This window comes from Nostoc edaphicum CCNP1411 (assembly GCF_014023275.1).
Lineage (GTDB): Bacteria > Cyanobacteriota > Cyanobacteriia > Cyanobacteriales > Nostocaceae > Nostoc > Nostoc edaphicum_A.
In genome coordinates this window covers 2773044-2788454 of the sequence record NZ_CP054698.1, presented here as the reverse complement: position 1 = coordinate 2788454, position 15411 = coordinate 2773044, and the positions used below count along the sequence as shown (strand labels likewise).

The window sequence follows — 15411 nt, the reverse complement described above, 5'->3', positions numbered from 1 at the left end:
ACGAATTAATATGAAAAAACTACGTCAATCTGAACCTTTTATTGCCTTACCCCACCTAATCAAATGGCTGCCTATTTCCGTTGTAGCTGGCATTCTTGCTGGAATGGCTTCTGCGGTTCTTTTAGCATCATTAGAATGGGCAACTAATTGGCGGGAATCACATCGGTGGATTATCGCCTTCCTTCCTCTTGGCGGCTTCTTGAGTGGTTGGATTTATCATCGATTTGGTCAAACTGTAGAAGCCGGAAATAACCTTTTACTTGAAGAAATCCATAACCCCAAAAAGATTATTCCCTTCCGTATGGCTCCTCTTGTGTTACTAGGAACAGACCTTACCCATTTTTTTGGTGGTTCAGCCGGTCGTGAAGGGACAGCATTACAAATGGGTGCTTCTTTGGCAGATCAGGTGACTAAAATACTACATTTTAAAGGGGCTAATCGGCGAATTTTGTTAACGGCGGGTATAAGTGGGGGATTCGCTTCAGTTTTCGGTACTCCCTTAGCTGGAACCGTATTTGGTCTAGAAGTTTTAGCAATTGGGAAGATTCATTACGACGCTCTTTTTCCTTCTTTAATTGCTGCGATCGTAGGGAATCAAGTCACCTTACTATTGGGTTTACATCATACCGCATACCGACACGCTCCGTTAATACCGACGCTCACAATTTGGGGACTAATTTCTGCAATTATTGCAGGTATAATATTTGGAATAGTCGCAAGATTTTTTGCTAAAGTAACTCACAAAATCAGTCATTTTTTTAAAACCAAAATATCCTATCCTCCAATGCGTCCTTTGATAGGTGGTGCAATAATAGCAGCAATTGTTGGATTGAGTGGAACAACCAAGTATATGGGGCTTGGTATCCCAACAATCGTTGATTCCTTCTATACTCAGCTACCTCCTTGGGATTTTGCAGCAAAATTAGGTCTGACTGCTTTAACTTTAGGTGCAGGTTTTAAGGGTGGAGAAGTGACACCTTTGTTTTTTATTGGTGCAACTTTAGGTAATGCTTTATCGTTGCTTTTAGCATTACCTGCACCACTGTTAGCAGGAATGGGATTTGTGGGTGTGTTTGCGGGTGCAGCAAATACACCTATAGCATCGACTTTAATGGGAATTGAATTATTTGGTTTGGAATCAGGGGTATTTATTGCTATTAGCTGTGTAGTGAGCTATTTATTTTCCGGTCATTCTGGAATTTATTCTGCGCAACGTATTGGGTTGAGTAAATACTCTACTGTATATTTAGAAGAAGGGGTGACTTTGGCTAATTATGGGCAACCGAAAATTGATTTACCTGATGATAGTGAAGAAGGAGGAAGTAATGCTCAGGAATAATTTATTGATGCATGAATGGATAATTGGGAAAGTGTATAGTTTACCGTTGTAGGCATCGCATAGTCAGAGTAGTCATATTTTATGTGCGATAACCGCTATGCTTAACTTATATATTTGCGATCGTTTCACAAATATGCTGTTTAGGATAAAAAGTTACTATGCTCATAGAGTTTAGTATTGGCAATTACCGCTCCTTTAAGGATAAAGTAACCTTTAGTATGGTTGCTGCCAATATTGTTGCCAAAGAAAATGAACTTGATGAAAACAACGTTTTTGCGATAGATGATGATCTAAAATTACTCAAAAGTGCTGCAATTTATGGTGCTAATGCGAGTGGCAAAAGTAATCTTGCGAAAGCTTTGAGCTTCATGAAGTGGTTTATGATTAATTCCTCTAAAGAAACTCAAAGTACAGAAAAAATAGGAGTTGAGCCATTTGAGCTAAGTACAGAAACTGAAGCACAACCATCTTTTTTTGAAATTGTATTTCTATTAGATGCTACAAAGTATCGATATGGATTTGAAGTTAATCAAAAAAGGGTTGTTTCTGAGTGGTTATCTGATGTTCCTAAAACAAATTTAACTCGTCTTTTTGAGCGAATTACTGATGGAAATTCACATAAGCTAAAATATCTATCTAAAAGGTTCAAAGCTGATGGTATTTACCCAAAAACTAGGAGCAATGCACTTTTCCTATCAGTAGCTGCTCAATTTAACGTTGAAATAGCTGAGAGAATACTAGATTTGCTCACAAAAAAAGTAAATATAGTTTCAGGTTTAGATGATCAAGAGCATTTGAGTTATACAGTAAGCTTTTTACTAAAAAATAATGACAATAAATCAGAAGTTATTCAATTAATTAAAAAATTAGATTTAGGTATTAAACAAATAAGAATAAAGGAAGCAGAGATTATTCCTATAGAACAAAGCTCTTATCATTTTAAAACAGACAATTCAATTAGAACTGGTCATGAAAAGTTTGGTAATAAAGGTAATATTTCTATTAAATTCTTTGATTTAGATAATCAAGAATCGGAAGGAACTAAAAAAATAATTTCTATTGCTGGACTTTTAGTAGATACTCTTAAATATGGCAAAGTTTTGATATTTGATGAATTTGATGCGAGACTTCACCCACTAATTGGCAAAGCAATTGTTGAATTATTTAACTCCAAAAAAACAAACTCTAATAATGCACAACTAATATTTATGACTCATGACACTAATTTGCTTAGTAATAAACTTTTTCGTAGAGATCAGATTTGGTTTACTGAGAAAAACAAATATGGTGCTACAGATTTATATTCATTAGTTGAATATAAAATACCACATGATGCTTCTTTTGAAAGTGATTATATCAAGGGTAGATATGGTGCTATTCCATTTATTGGTGACTTAAGTCAACTTCTTGGTGATCCTAATGCCTAGAAAGCGTGGCTATGCTGATAGAAAAGTTGAAACAAGAGAGCTTAGGCAAATATTTTTAATTATTTGTGAAGGGGAAAAAACCGAGCCAAATTACTTCATGAGTTTTCGCGTTTCCACGACTGTGAAGAAAATTGATGTTAGAGGGTTTGGATACAATCCAAGTAAACTAGTACAAGAAGCTAAAGAATTAAAAGCTCAAGGAGATTACGATCAAATTTGGTGTGTATTTGATAGGGATGATTGGCCTAAGCAAGATTTTAACAACGCCATTGCAAACGCTGAAAGAGAAGGATTTAAAGTTGCTTATTCTAATGAAGCTTTTGAATTATGGTATGTATTGCATTTTGAATTTTTAAATACTGGACTTCCTCGCAAAGATTACATCGATAAGTTAGAGAAAGAGAAATTGCTTGGACACAAATATAAAAAAATAGTGCAACAATCTATGAGGAAATAGAAAATAGGCAATCTACTGCCATCAAACACGCTAAAAGTTTTCTCAAGCAATATAACCCTTCTAATCCAGTAAGTGATAATCCTTCAACAACAGTACATCTTTTAGTTGAAGAACTAAACAAATTTATTCGATAATCTTTATCTTTTAGATTACGTCAATTATTATTTACATCATCCAGTGGCTACTTTATCATTTACTAAATCATTGCTTCCAATTCTTTCAAAGCTTGAAAACTTCCCACTTGCCAACTACGTTCCACAGCAGCAGGAATAATTTGAGTAATCGCTATATCTGCAAAATTAGGACTGGTGTTAGATTTTATATATTTCCCCTCTTTCAGCAAATAAATAGAAAGATTTCCGCTATCGTAAACCCATAATTCTGGGACTTCAATGGCTTCATAAGCATCAAGAGTAGTTTTCGATGTGACATCAGTCTCAATCGCTAAATCTGGGGGCGGATCATCAGGTTGTAAGCGACGATGACCAATCATTTGTTGATAATTTTGAATATAAAAGCAAGCATCAGGTTCAACTCCCGCTACACCTTGCCGTTTAAAAGTGGTGGAACCAAAAGGTTGGTATCTGATATCTTTAGCTTTCAGCAATATTTTGACAATATCAGAAATTAAATCTTTGGGAATTTCATGTTCTGGTAAAGGAGCCATAATTTCTAAAGTACCCTGGCTGTAGGCAATTCGTGTATTTCTTTTTTCTCCCAATTCTTCTAAAATAGATTCAAATTCTTGCCAGCTAACATCAGGAATTGTCACCGTGCTACCAGGTGCTAATTGCATCTGGCTAACAGCTTTAAAAACGGGGATAGCAGCAGTCATAACCAAAATACAAGTAAGCTGAATCTCAATAATTATCTATGAGGTTGCGGTGGATAATATAGCCCACCGTAACCTTTAGACTAATAGATTGAGTTTAACAAAAGCGATCGCTCTACACCTTAAACTTCTCAGCAATCCGCTTCATCGCCTCTTCCACATTCTCTCGGCTGTTAAATGCCGAAATTCGGAAGTAACCTTCACCCGCAGCACCAAAGCCAGAACCAGGTGTCCCCACAACGTTGACGGTTTGCAGCAACTTATCAAAGAATTCCCAACTGGATAAACCATTAGGAGTTTTTACCCAAACGTAAGGTGCATTCACGCCACCATAAACTGATAATGCGGCGGCTGTGAGTTTTTCGCGGATAATTTTGGCGTTTTCTAGATAGAAACTAACCAATGCTTTGATTTGTGCCTGTCCTTCTTCAGAGTAAACCGCTTCGGCTCCCCGTTGAACGATGTAAGAAACACCATTGAATTTGGTAGACTGGCGGCGATTCCAGAGTTTCCACAGTTCCACATCGGAACCATCGGCAGCTTTTCCTGTGAGTGTCTTCGGTACAACGGTTAAGGCGCAACGGGTTCCTGTAAAACCTGCATTCTTGGAAAAAGACCGAAATTCGATCGCAACATCTCTTGCACCTTCAATTTCATAAATTGAGTGCGGAATCGATGGATCGGTAATATAAGCTTCGTAGGCTGCATCAAAGAAAATAATCGAGCCATTAGCTTTGGCATAGTCCACCCATGCTTTGAGATATTCTTTGGTAGCAGTTGCGCCAGTGGGGTTATTGGGAAAGCAGAGATAAATTAAATCGACTTTCTTTGAGGGAATCTCTGCGGTGAAGTTGTTATCAGCCGTAATTGGTAGATAAACTAAACCTTCAAACTCGCCTTTATCGTTGGCATCTCCCGTATTACCCACCATAACGTTAGTGTCTACATACACGGGGTAAACTGGGTCAGTTACGGCAATTAGATTGTCATGACCAAAGATTTCTAGAATATTGCCCGTGTCGCATTTGGAACCGTCGGAGATAAAGATTTCGGAAGCATCAATATTGGCTCCCCGTGCTTGGAAATCTTGAGTAGCAATTTTTTCCCGTAACCAAGCGTAGCCTTGCTCTGGGCCGTAGCCTTTGAATGTATTGCGATCGCCCATTTCTTCCACAGCTTTAATCATCGCTGTGCGGCAAGCCTCCGGCAGAGGTTCGGTAACATCACCAATGCCCAGCCTGATAATTTTAGCATCAGGATTGGCTTCTGCAAAGGCATTCACCCGCCGAGCAATTTCTGGAAACAGATAACCCGCTTTCAGTTTCAGGTAGTTGTCGTTAATAGTTGCCATTATGTAGATATGAAAAAACGCCCTCAAATAGCTTACTGCTAATTTATGAGGGCGGGGAGTGGGGAGTGGGGAAGGGAATAGGGTAAAGGTTACAGGGTACAGATTATTCCCTATCACCTATCACCTATCACCTGTCACCTGTCACCTGTCACCTCTTCCCAATTAGACATTTACAGGCTGTTTATTATCGGAAATTACAAACTCCGTAATTGATTCTTTTCCTGTAATTAATCTTGCTCCGCGATTACGGGTGAAATAATTCCATGCCCACTGGATCATTACTACTAATTTGTTGTCAAATTCAATTAAGAAGTAGATGTGAATCACCAGCCAAAATAGCCATGCAAAGAAACCTTTTAGCTTCATAAAGCCCAAATCTACCACAGCAGAATTGTGTCCAATCATTGCTAAACTACCGTGATCAGTGTAAGCAAAGGGTGGCAAATTTTTACCTGCAAGCCGCTGTTGAACCAATGTTGCTACATATTCACCTTCTTGCTTGGCTACAGGTGCAACACCAGGTAGGGGTTTACCATTTTGATGAGAAAAATTTGCTAAGTCGCCAACTACAAAAATATTAGGATGTCCTTTAATACTCAAGTCGGGTTCGACAATAATCCGTCCAGCGCGATCGCACTCTGCACCTGTGTGTTCTGCTAGCACTTTACCCATTGCGGAAGCTTTCACACCTGCTGCCCATAATACCGTTTTTGAGGCAATCTCTTTAACTTCATCGCCTTGTTTGAGGGTAACTACATCATTTTCAATATTCGTTACCAATGTTTTTGTCTGGACAATTACCCCCAACCGCGTCAGGGATGCTTCCGCTTCTTGTGATAACTCTGGTGCAAAGGGTGGCAAAATCCGATCCAAACCTTCTAATAGCAAAATCTTGGCTTCTGAGGTGTCGATGTTGCGGAAGTCTTCTTTGAGGGTTTGATTTGCCAATTCTGCGATCGCACCTGCCAACTCTACACCTGTTGGCCCACCACCCACAATTACAAAAGTTAACCAAGCACGGCGTTTTTCTGGATCGGTTTCTTTTTCTGCGGCTTCAAAAGCCGAAAAAATCCGGCTACGCATTTCTATGGCATCTTCTACTGTTTTCAAGCCTGGGGCAAATTCTTCCCAGTTATCTTTGCCAAAGTAGGAATGCTTCGCACCTGTGGCAACAATTAACGTATCGTAAGCTATTGCTTCATCGCCCACAATCACTTTTTGCGCTTCTGGATCAATATTATTCACCTCTCCCAGCAGCACTTTCGTATTCTTGCTCTTGCTGAGTACAGAACGCAACGGTGAGGAAATATCAGCCGGAGATAGCGCACCTGTGGCGACTTGATATAAAAGGGGTTGAAATAGATGAAAGTTACGTTTATCAATCAGAGTAACGTTTACTGCCGCCTTGGCGAGTGTTTTTGCCGCATACAGTCCACCAAAACCACCGCCAACAATAACTACTTGATGTGGTGGATTATTGTCAAGTGAATTTACCATAAGAAATATTATCCGGGATGCCGACTATTGTAACTATTCTTAACAAATTTGTATCAAACTTGTCATCATATATTTTGTGTTTATTTTTACATTTGAAGAATGATTTAAGTAATCAAAACTACAGGATTAACAGAACTTTTCTAGATGGATGCTCAGTTAATAAGATTTGGCAATATTTGAATTACTTTTTGCTTATGTAAATTTATCAACCATAAATGTAGGATTTATGCAAGTTTACTCAGAACTAGTTGATTCTGGTATTTGTGTCAAACGTGGTGAATGAGTTCGCCGCCAACGAGTAAAACCATAAACAAGGGCAGCAAAAATTAACAAATAGGGGCTGTAAACAATTAACCAAATACCCAGCTTGAGTAAGCCAACCGAAAATGAACTAAGGGAGTGGGTAGATTTGTTCCAAGTCTCCTGAACTTGCAAACCCAAGGCAGGTTGTGAACTGGTGCTAGAAACTGCGGCTTCTAGGTTCAGCGTAATAGTGGAATAAGCAACTTGATTTTGTAGGCTTTTGAGTTGGGCATTAATTTGTTCTATTGTTTGTCGGACATTACTCAGTTCTTGAGCAACACTAAGCACATCTCTAACAGAACCCGCCCGATCCATAATTTTTTGTAAATTGGCTTCAGTCTTCTGTAGATTCGTTAGTCTGGCTTGGAAATCTACCAAGCGATCGCCTACATCTTCGGCAGTGATATTACGACTATCAACAGTGCCTAATTTGGCTAATTGTTCCAGGGTCGGTTCTAGCCGATTCTCTGGTATCCGCAATTGGATTGTTGCTGTGTAACGCGGGTTGTCGTTTCTAGGTTGTTGTTGTTTCAACCCGATTAAATCCCCTTGCTGTTGATTGATAATTTGCGAAACAGCATCAACAGTCTTATCTACAGAGTTGACAGTCAAAGAAATTGCTGCCTTTTTGATGAGTTGAGGACGAGAACGAACTATTGATGAAGCTTCTGCCTTTTGAGAAATACTGCTTTCACCAGCAGGTGCAGATGCTCGATTTGCCATCCCATCGGCGGCCATTTGAGGTAAAGCCGAATTTGTTGAGCGTTCAGAAGAAGCGCAACTGGTAAAAATCACCCCTCCAAGTAACGCACTTATAAACAAAGCAGATGTACGCGGGAATTTAGTCGAAGTATACATAATCTACCCCCAGATAGATGAAGTTAACCCCAGTATTACTGAATAAAAACTCAAAGCTTGTATTGTTGCGATTTATGTAACAGGGTTAGTCATTATTCTTTGGCACTTTCAGCAGCCTGTCTCAATGCCAAAAAAGCTTCTTTTAGAGGTTGGCTAACGGCACTGTCTGGTTCTGTTAGCACTAGCTGTTGGTAGGCTGACAAAAATTGCGATCGCAGCCGATGGAACAAATGCAGAAAGTGACGTACAAAACTGATACAATCCAAAACCACAATCTCTATACCATCTGTACGGTCGTACATACTTGAGGCATATTCCTGAATAGTTTCTTCGATCGCATCCGTCGTGATAAAAATATAGTTGTCAACCCGCTTGCCTGTGCTGTTGATTTTTTGCAAAGCACGGTCAATATCTGCTAACGTGACGCGTCGGGTCTTCATTTCATAGCTGGTAATCACCTTCTCATCATCAACTAAAGTAATTTCCAAATCTCCCAAAGCTCCAGTCTGCTCGTCTGCTGCATTGTGGGATTCTAGAGGTAAAAAACGCTCCCCAATATATTGTTCTGCTACTTGATAGGCAGCAGCAACAATTAGTACAGGAAGACGGCTTGAACCTCGGCAAGCCAAATGCTGTTTCAGGAGTGTGATAATTTCCTCTGCTGACAAAGGTATTGCGTCTTCCGACTTTTTCAGGTCGGCTAGTAGTGTTTCCATGCGCTGCCGCTTCTCGTTCCGAGCAATAATTAGACAGCGAATGGTTTGGGCTAGCAGTTCCTCAGCAGTTATTCTGCCTTCATGAACATCATCAAGTAATTGCAGGGCGACTTCGTAGAGTTTGGGCGGTCGTCCCACCAGATTCACTGCTGGGGTTAAGGTGATGTTACGGTTTCGCAGTGCAGGGGTGAGGAACGCAGTAGTGGGATTACAAGGCAACTCGTGCTGGTTAATGAATGCTGTGATGTAACTTTCATCGTAGTAGCGTCCAGAGTAAGCATCTGGTGTGCCTATTTCGGTGTAAGGCTTGCGAATATCAACATTTGCACGGTGAATTGCTGCCAAAGAGCAGGCCAGCAACAAACGAACTACAGCACGATTGCCTACATAGCGCGACACATAGTCAATTTTTTCGGCAATGCTGGGGTTGGTGACAATCGGTTGTGCTATCGATGCTTCGGCTTTTTGTAAAGCTACATCAAGGATAGCTGCTGGGGTTGTGGACATGGAGCGATTTCTTCAACAGTAAGTGTGGAAGCTTGCGGATCATAATTGAGCCAAAGTACTTCTTGCCGTAACTGCTTGATGGAATGGCAGTGTTTCGCGGGCGCTTTAATGCAGTTCCAGTCACCATATAGTTCTTGCATCAACGAACAATCATAGCCTGAAAGGGCAACTTTACCTTTGACTGAACGCAAAACATCCGCTAGCTGCCGATGCTGGTCGTCGGTCATTTCATAAGCGTAAGCCTTGCTATCCCCACGGGAATCGTGCGGGTAGGGAGGGTCACAGTAAAATAATGTTTCTGGACTATCGTACCGTCGAATAATATCAATTGCTCGGTCGTTCTCAATTTGCACGCGTAGCAACCGTTGCACGATTTCGGGCAGATCCTCAACACTACCAAGCCACCGGGAAACTGCACCAGCCATTCCAGCGCGGCTAGTAAGTTTGCAGTGCGCCCATCGTCCAACACTGGCGGTTTGTGCCAAGCCCGTCCTCACTTGTCGCGCCCGGACGAAAAATCGTCTAGCCCTTTCCAGGTCTGACAAACTCTCTTCCTCTTTAGCTATAGCAATCCGAAATTCTTCACGCGAAAATGGGGTTAACCCAATCGCCTCGATGAGTTGGTCTTTTTGGTCGCGTAGTACGCGAAAAAAGTTGACTACCTGGCCATCAATATCATTGTAGGTTTCTACAGGCGAAGGCTCTCGGTTCAACAACACGGCTGCTGAACCGCCAAAGGGTTCGCAGTAGTGGGTCGTTTTTGACAACAAGGGTAAAAGCCAGTCTAAATGACTGTACTTGCCGCCATACCAACCAAATGCAATTTTCTTTGCCATGAAAGCCAACCTCAAAGGGAGTGATTTACCCGAAACCGAGGATAAGGGTAAAACGCAATTTATTATATAGTGTTGAGAAATAAAGTATAAACAAACAAGAATACTTACATTATTTTTTCAGAGAATAATCTATCATTCTTTTTCGGTAAGGCGATCGCGGCATTGAGCCGAGATAAGAACGAAAACGGAAATAGTGGCTGAAAAGGCTTGATTTTTTGTTGCCTATAACGGTATTAAGTACAAACAAGTAGCAAATTACCAAATCTAAGCAGGATAATCGTTAAGAGTCTTAATTTCCGAATATGCAGCTATCTCGGCTCAATGTCCTTGTAGCGATCGCTCATATCGTTGCCGCCGCGTTCTCTGGTTGCAACCCTGTGAACTTTTATTTAAAAGGGTTAGGAATTGAGTACCAGTTTGAAAAGGGAGCTTGTCAACTTCCCCCAGATCAACAACAGAAGTAGGATGACGTAAATCAAGCCCAGTGATGCGATCGCCTCCGGCAGGCGGTTACGCCATCGCTGGGCATCTCAAGCAACAACCAATTTCTTAGAGGAAACAGGGTGAGCGATCACACTCAACAATAGAAGGAACAAGTGTGTATAATCAAACTCATTAATGTGCGGAAAAATAAATAAATGTTTAGTAAAAAAGTTTACTCGGCTGATTCTGTCTATGGTATTGCACGCGATCTTCCTTTAAATTATGTAAAAAGACAAGAAGTGGATCACAGACTTATAGAAAATTTGACAAAAAATAGGCACATTGTTATATACGGTAGTTCAAAACAAGGAAAAACATCTCTGCGGAAACATTGTCTGGACGCTGAGGAATATATTAATATCCAATGTTCCAATCGTTGGGAATTAGTAGATATACACTCTGCAATCCTTAAAGCAGTAGGTTACCAAATTACTCAATCAATTAAGAAAACTGCTGCTGGTAAGCAAAAAATTATGGCTTCCATTGAAGGTGGAATTAGCTTATTAAACTTTTTTAAAGGTAAAGGAACAGTTTCAGGTGATGCAGAAAAGACGAAATCTACTGAGATTACATTAGAAAGTTTGGAACTTGATGCAGAAGATGTAAATGATATTATCGCTGCATTGAAAGCGGTAAAATTTAAAAAATATATCGTTTTAGAAGATTTTCATTACCTTTCTACAGAAGCTCAAAAAGACTTTGCCGTTGCCTTAAAAGCATTCCATGAAGCATCTGAATTCTGCTTTATTATTATAGGTGTTTGGCTAGAAGAGAATAGATTAATTGTATATAATGGTGATTTAACTGGGCGTGTAATTGCAATAGATGCTGACAAGTGGAATAATAAAGAATTGCGTCAAGTCATTGACGATGGAGCTAAATTATTAAATATTGAATTTACAGAGCATTTTAAAAATACCCTGATATCCGAATCTTTTAATAGTGTTTATATAGTTCAAGAAGTTTGTGCTAAAGCATGTCGTGAATCAGGAGTTAGTGAAACGTTAGAGAAGTGTCGTTTAATTGGTAATAATTTATATGTACACGAATTAATCAAGTCAGTTGTTAACCAACAGAGTGGGCGTTATATGTCCTTTATAACTCAATTTTCTGAAGGTTTTCAAGATACCAGACTTGAAATGCATAAATGGCTTTTGTACCCTATTTTGACAGCAAATTTAAAAGAATTAGAGCAAGGACTTACTTATGCTCGAATACGTGAAATACTCCAATCACATCATCCACAAAAAAAAGATCTTAATCCTGGTAATCTAACTCAAGCTTTGCAATCAACAGCGTCACTTCAAGTGAAAAAAGATATTAAGCCTATAATTCTTGATTATGACCAAACAAATAGACGATTAAATGTTGTAGATAGATGGTTCTTTATCTGGCTTGCTAATCAAAATAGAAACGATCTGCTAATAGCAGGCGAGCTTTTTGATTAAGTAGGGATCGCCATGAACCTGCGCTTTGAGATGGGGATTTTGCTTTGCTAGTTAGGGTGATGGAGTGCGATCACCCACTCCATTCTTAGAGAAAACCCCAAGCATAGGCGTAGCCCGTCGCAAACATCGCATAAATCATACTGAGTGCAAAACATCTACCGCAGATACGATTGTGAATTACTTATCAAAATATCAGTATCCCTGACATAGAGTGGCACCATCATTTCCCTTTGCTCCAACAGTTCGGATAACCCAATATAAATTTCTTTCCCCTGATGAAATAATGCACGCGCTGCTTTTTCTACCATTTGTGCTAGTTCAGCACCGTTACAGTTGATCATTTTGTTGAGAATAATCCGCCATTCTTTTTCGGTAAGGCGATCGCCACCATTACAGTATCGCTCATCAACTTGGCCTTTTTCTCGATTATTGCCGTCGAAAACACTCCCCCTGAGTTCAAAGAGATAAATTCAATGATTGATAATTCATTTGTGTTACTCAATTTGAGGTACAATCGTAAGCCTGCCAATAAATGACAATGCTTGCTGACAGGAGATGCTTCTATGGCCCGGATGTATTATGACGAAGATGCCAATTTAGACCTTTTGGCTGGAAAAACTATTGCTATCATCGGCTATGGTTCCCAAGGTCATGCCCACGCTCTCAATCTCAAAGATAGTGGTTTGAATGTGATTGTGGGACTATATCCGGGTAGTAAGTCAGTTGCAAAAGCTGAAGCAGCTGGTTTAACTGTGAAAAATGTCGCAGATGCCGCTAATGCTGCTGACTTCATCATGATTTTGTTACCTGATGAAGTTCAAAAAACGATTTACAAAAACGAGATTGAACCGAATTTAGAAGAAGGAAATGTATTAGCCTTTGCCCACGGCTTCAATATTCACTTTGGGCAAGTTGTACCACCGGCTAACGTAGATGTGGTGATGGTAGCACCCAAAGGGCCAGGGCATTTGGTACGGCGGACTTATGAAGGTGGTGAAGGTGTACCAGCGTTATTTGCAGTTTATCAAGATGCTAGTGGTCAGGCACGCGATCGCGCCATGTCTTATGCTAAAGGTATCGGTGGTACTCGCGCCGGTGTTCTGGAAACTACTTTCCGCGAAGAAACCGAAACAGATTTATTTGGCGAACAAGCAGTATTATGCGGTGGTTTGAGCGCTTTAATCAAAGCCGGATTTGAAACTTTGGTAGAAGCTGGTTATCAACCAGAATTGGCTTATTTTGAATGTCTGCATGAAGTCAAGCTGATTGTTGACTTGGTTGTGGAAGGTGGTTTAGCCAAGATGCGCGATAGCATTTCTAACACTGCTGAGTATGGCGATTATACCCGTGGGCCAAGGATTGTTACCGAACAAACCAAAGCTGAAATGCAGAAGATTCTCAGCGAGATTCAATCTGGACAATTTGCACGAGAATTCGTTCTCGAAAACCAAGCTGGTAAACCAGGATTTACCGCTATGCGTCGTAAAGAATCTGAACACAAAATTGAGGAAGTTGGTAAAGATTTACGCGCTATGTTTAGCTGGTTGAAAAAGGCTTAATAAAAGAATGTAGAGACGCGAAATTGTACTTTGTCCCGCAGTGCTAACGCGTCTCTACAAGAGTTGATGCTCCCAGGATTTTGAAAAAATATATTTCTCAAAATAGATGTGGTTTAACAAACATTATTTGCTTTTAGTTTTGAGATAATCTGCAATATACTCTCCATAAGTATCACGCAACATTTGTTCCCGAAATTTGAATCCTAATGTTTTCCCTCGACAAGATAGAGATCCGCACAAGCATCGGCGGACAGCAATTGATTCATATTCAGTGGTTTCGTAGTCCCAGGTAATTTCCTCACCTATTTCGATATCCCCTAAAGCAACGAAGTCATATCCTCCAAACTGATTGTTTCTTACCCCAGTATTTGGATCACAAGAATGGTTAATGACGACAGCAGGCTCGTCTAGGTTGACATACAAATTAAAATCCATCTGAAAGGAATAAATTGTTCGTTCGGGAACTTCTTCAATTGAAATACCCACTACGACAGTTTCCCCTTGGAAAAATTTTTGTCTAGCAAATACTCCTCGTCCTTTTCCTGTTTGTTGAATCGTGATACGAGAATTGAGCTTTGAAGCTGAAATTACCTCTATTGTACTCATAAAAAAAGAACCATTTTATTTAAAAAAAACTTGGTTTAATTAGAGTTAAATCTACTATGTAAAGTGATTTTTTGTAAAGTAAATTTTTCTAATTTTACTGCTGCTTTTATGGCAAAATAAGTTTCAAATATATTTTTTTAATTCATGCATATTTGCAAGATTTTATGCTCTACAAAATTTAAATTCTCACTTCAGGCTGAACTACACTTTTTAGACTGAAGTATCAAATGTTTGGCTGGATTTCAGGCATTTAACCTTAATTTCTCGATACTTTTAAACAAAGAGATTAAAGAGCAATATGCTTGGGCAAAGGAGAATCTTAGGTTGAGTTTAGGAACGAAACCCAACCTAAGAAGTTTATGGTTCTAATAAGTTAATAGTCCGTTAACTGCTCTGTACCTCAACTTTTGCTTCCGCTTCCGGCTCAATTTTTTGAGGGATTTGACTTAGAAACAGAGCAACTAACACAAGAATCGCGCCAATGAAACCGCGTATTCCCAGATGTTCTCCAAGTAGCCAAAACGAGAAAATTGTGGCGAACAATGGCTCAAGTGTATAGAGTAAGGCGGTTTCGTCAGATGAAACCCATTGCTGTGCTAATGTTTGAAGCCAGATGACAGCAGCCGTCGCCAACAGCCCTAAGTAGACAATCGCTCCCCAGTGCTGGCGAATTGCCTCAAATTCGTTAAGGATTTGTGTGTTATTCCAGAGTATCCCTACTAACGCAATGAACAAAAGTTGAACACTAGTGAGTGTTAAAGTGGGGTGACGGGAGGCGACTCGCTCTAAAAAAAGTATGTATGCTGCATAGACAAAAGCATCAACAAACATCAATAGATCGCCAATTCCTAGTTCTCCCCCTTCCCAAAACATCACGCCAATACCAATCACAGCTACTCCAGCAGCAAGGAAACTTCTTAACAGCACGCGTTGACCACTCAGCCATCCTAGTAGAGGGACAATGAGTGCATTCAAACTGCCAATGAATGCCGCCCGGTTTGCTGGTATCGTCTTGAGTGCAACTGTTTCTATAGCTAAGAAAAAGAAAAGCAAAAGCCCTAGTACTGTACCATCACGAAATAAAAGTGCATTAATATTACGTAAATTTAAGGTAAAAACCCCTGCCGCTATGACAAAGCGGCTGACAATCAATGCACTTGGTGAAAGACTACTAACGATGTCTTTAGTCAAT

Annotated in this window: 16 protein-coding genes; 6 read left to right on the top strand and 10 right to left on the bottom strand. The window is 40.0% G+C overall.

Annotated features, from left to right (window positions below):
* Nucleotides 1-10: 10 nt before the first annotated feature.
* The 3 genes from HUN01_RS14040 (at nucleotide 11) to HUN01_RS14030 (ending at nucleotide 3223) form a co-directional block, all read left to right on the top strand.
* Nucleotides 11-1339, top strand: coding sequence for a voltage-gated chloride channel family protein (locus tag HUN01_RS14040; protein ID WP_181931791.1), 1329 nt, complete (start codon nucleotides 11-13; stop codon nucleotides 1337-1339).
* A 158-nt stretch (nucleotides 1340-1497) separates the two neighbouring features.
* A complete protein-coding gene (locus tag HUN01_RS14035) occupies nucleotides 1498-2766 on the top strand; it encodes an AAA family ATPase (RefSeq protein ID WP_181931790.1) in 1269 nt (422 codons plus the stop codon).
* The gene (locus HUN01_RS14030; RefSeq protein WP_238846260.1) at nucleotides 2759-3223 is read left to right on the top strand and encodes an RloB family protein; all 465 of its coding nucleotides are present in this window, start codon (nucleotides 2759-2761) and stop codon (nucleotides 3221-3223) included. Before HUN01_RS14035 ends, HUN01_RS14030 begins: the two co-directional genes overlap by 8 nt.
* A 196-nt stretch (nucleotides 3224-3419) precedes the next feature.
* Here HUN01_RS14030 and HUN01_RS14025 read toward each other — a convergent pair whose 3' ends face one another.
* The 6 genes from HUN01_RS14025 to HUN01_RS14000 all read right to left on the bottom strand — a co-directional run bounded on the left by HUN01_RS14025 (nucleotide 3420) and on the right by HUN01_RS14000 (nucleotide 10123).
* Nucleotides 3420-4058 (bottom strand): Uma2 family endonuclease, encoded by a 639-nt coding sequence (locus HUN01_RS14025; protein ID WP_181931789.1) that lies wholly within the window; start codon nucleotides 4056-4058, stop codon nucleotides 3420-3422.
* A gap of 112 nt (nucleotides 4059-4170) precedes the next feature.
* Nucleotides 4171-5406, bottom strand: a complete 1236-nt coding sequence (locus tag HUN01_RS14020; RefSeq protein ID WP_181931788.1) for an LL-diaminopimelate aminotransferase — start codon at nucleotides 5404-5406, stop codon at nucleotides 4171-4173.
* A 162-nt stretch (nucleotides 5407-5568) separates the two neighbouring features.
* A complete protein-coding gene (locus HUN01_RS14015; RefSeq protein WP_181931787.1) occupies nucleotides 5569-6903 on the bottom strand; it encodes an NAD(P)/FAD-dependent oxidoreductase in 1335 nt (444 codons plus the stop codon).
* A 234-nt stretch (nucleotides 6904-7137) separates the two neighbouring features.
* Nucleotides 7138-8064: a DUF4349 domain-containing protein gene (locus HUN01_RS14010; protein ID WP_181931786.1), complete on the bottom strand. Its 927-nt coding sequence runs from the start codon at nucleotides 8062-8064 to the stop codon at nucleotides 7138-7140.
* 92 nt (nucleotides 8065-8156) lie between these two features.
* Nucleotides 8157-9287, bottom strand: a complete 1131-nt coding sequence (locus HUN01_RS14005; RefSeq protein ID WP_181931785.1) for a restriction endonuclease, SacI family — start codon at nucleotides 9285-9287, stop codon at nucleotides 8157-8159.
* Nucleotides 9254-10123 carry a DNA adenine methylase gene (locus tag HUN01_RS14000; protein ID WP_181931784.1) on the bottom strand — a complete coding sequence of 290 codons (870 nt, stop codon included), beginning with the start codon at nucleotides 10121-10123 and terminating at the stop codon, nucleotides 9254-9256. Before HUN01_RS14000 ends, HUN01_RS14005 begins: the two co-directional genes overlap by 34 nt.
* 302 nt (nucleotides 10124-10425) lie before the next feature.
* Between HUN01_RS14000 and HUN01_RS13995 the strand changes: the two genes are divergently transcribed.
* The gene (locus HUN01_RS13995) at nucleotides 10426-10587 is read left to right on the top strand and encodes a hypothetical protein (RefSeq protein ID WP_181931783.1); all 162 of its coding nucleotides are present in this window, start codon (nucleotides 10426-10428) and stop codon (nucleotides 10585-10587) included.
* Between the two features lie 174 nt (nucleotides 10588-10761).
* A complete protein-coding gene (locus tag HUN01_RS13990) occupies nucleotides 10762-12054 on the top strand; it encodes a hypothetical protein (RefSeq protein WP_181931782.1) in 1293 nt (430 codons plus the stop codon).
* Between the two features lie 155 nt (nucleotides 12055-12209).
* Here the strand turns inward: HUN01_RS13990 and HUN01_RS13985 are convergent, their stop codons facing one another.
* On the bottom strand, nucleotides 12210-12395 hold the full coding sequence (locus tag HUN01_RS13985; protein ID WP_238846258.1) for a hypothetical protein: 186 nt from the start codon (nucleotides 12393-12395) through the stop codon (nucleotides 12210-12212).
* The gene (locus tag HUN01_RS13980; protein ID WP_181931781.1) at nucleotides 12392-12556 is read right to left on the bottom strand and encodes a hypothetical protein; all 165 of its coding nucleotides are present in this window, start codon (nucleotides 12554-12556) and stop codon (nucleotides 12392-12394) included. Before HUN01_RS13980 ends, HUN01_RS13985 begins: the two co-directional genes overlap by 4 nt.
* A gap of 61 nt (nucleotides 12557-12617) precedes the next feature.
* Between HUN01_RS13980 and ilvC the strand changes: the two genes are divergently transcribed.
* Complete coding sequence (ilvC, locus tag HUN01_RS13975) at nucleotides 12618-13613, top strand: ketol-acid reductoisomerase (protein WP_069070300.1); 996 nt, start codon at nucleotides 12618-12620, stop codon at nucleotides 13611-13613.
* 123 nt (nucleotides 13614-13736) lie between these two features.
* On the opposite strand, the gene HUN01_RS13970 is transcribed toward ilvC, so the two are convergent.
* Complete coding sequence (locus HUN01_RS13970) at nucleotides 13737-14219, bottom strand: SET domain-containing protein (RefSeq protein ID WP_181931780.1); 483 nt, start codon at nucleotides 14217-14219, stop codon at nucleotides 13737-13739.
* A 384-nt stretch (nucleotides 14220-14603) separates the two neighbouring features.
* Nucleotides 14604-15410 carry a DMT family transporter gene (locus HUN01_RS13965; protein WP_238846256.1) on the bottom strand — a complete coding sequence of 269 codons (807 nt, stop codon included), beginning with the start codon at nucleotides 15408-15410 and terminating at the stop codon, nucleotides 14604-14606.
* Nucleotide 15411 lies beyond the last annotated feature (1 nt).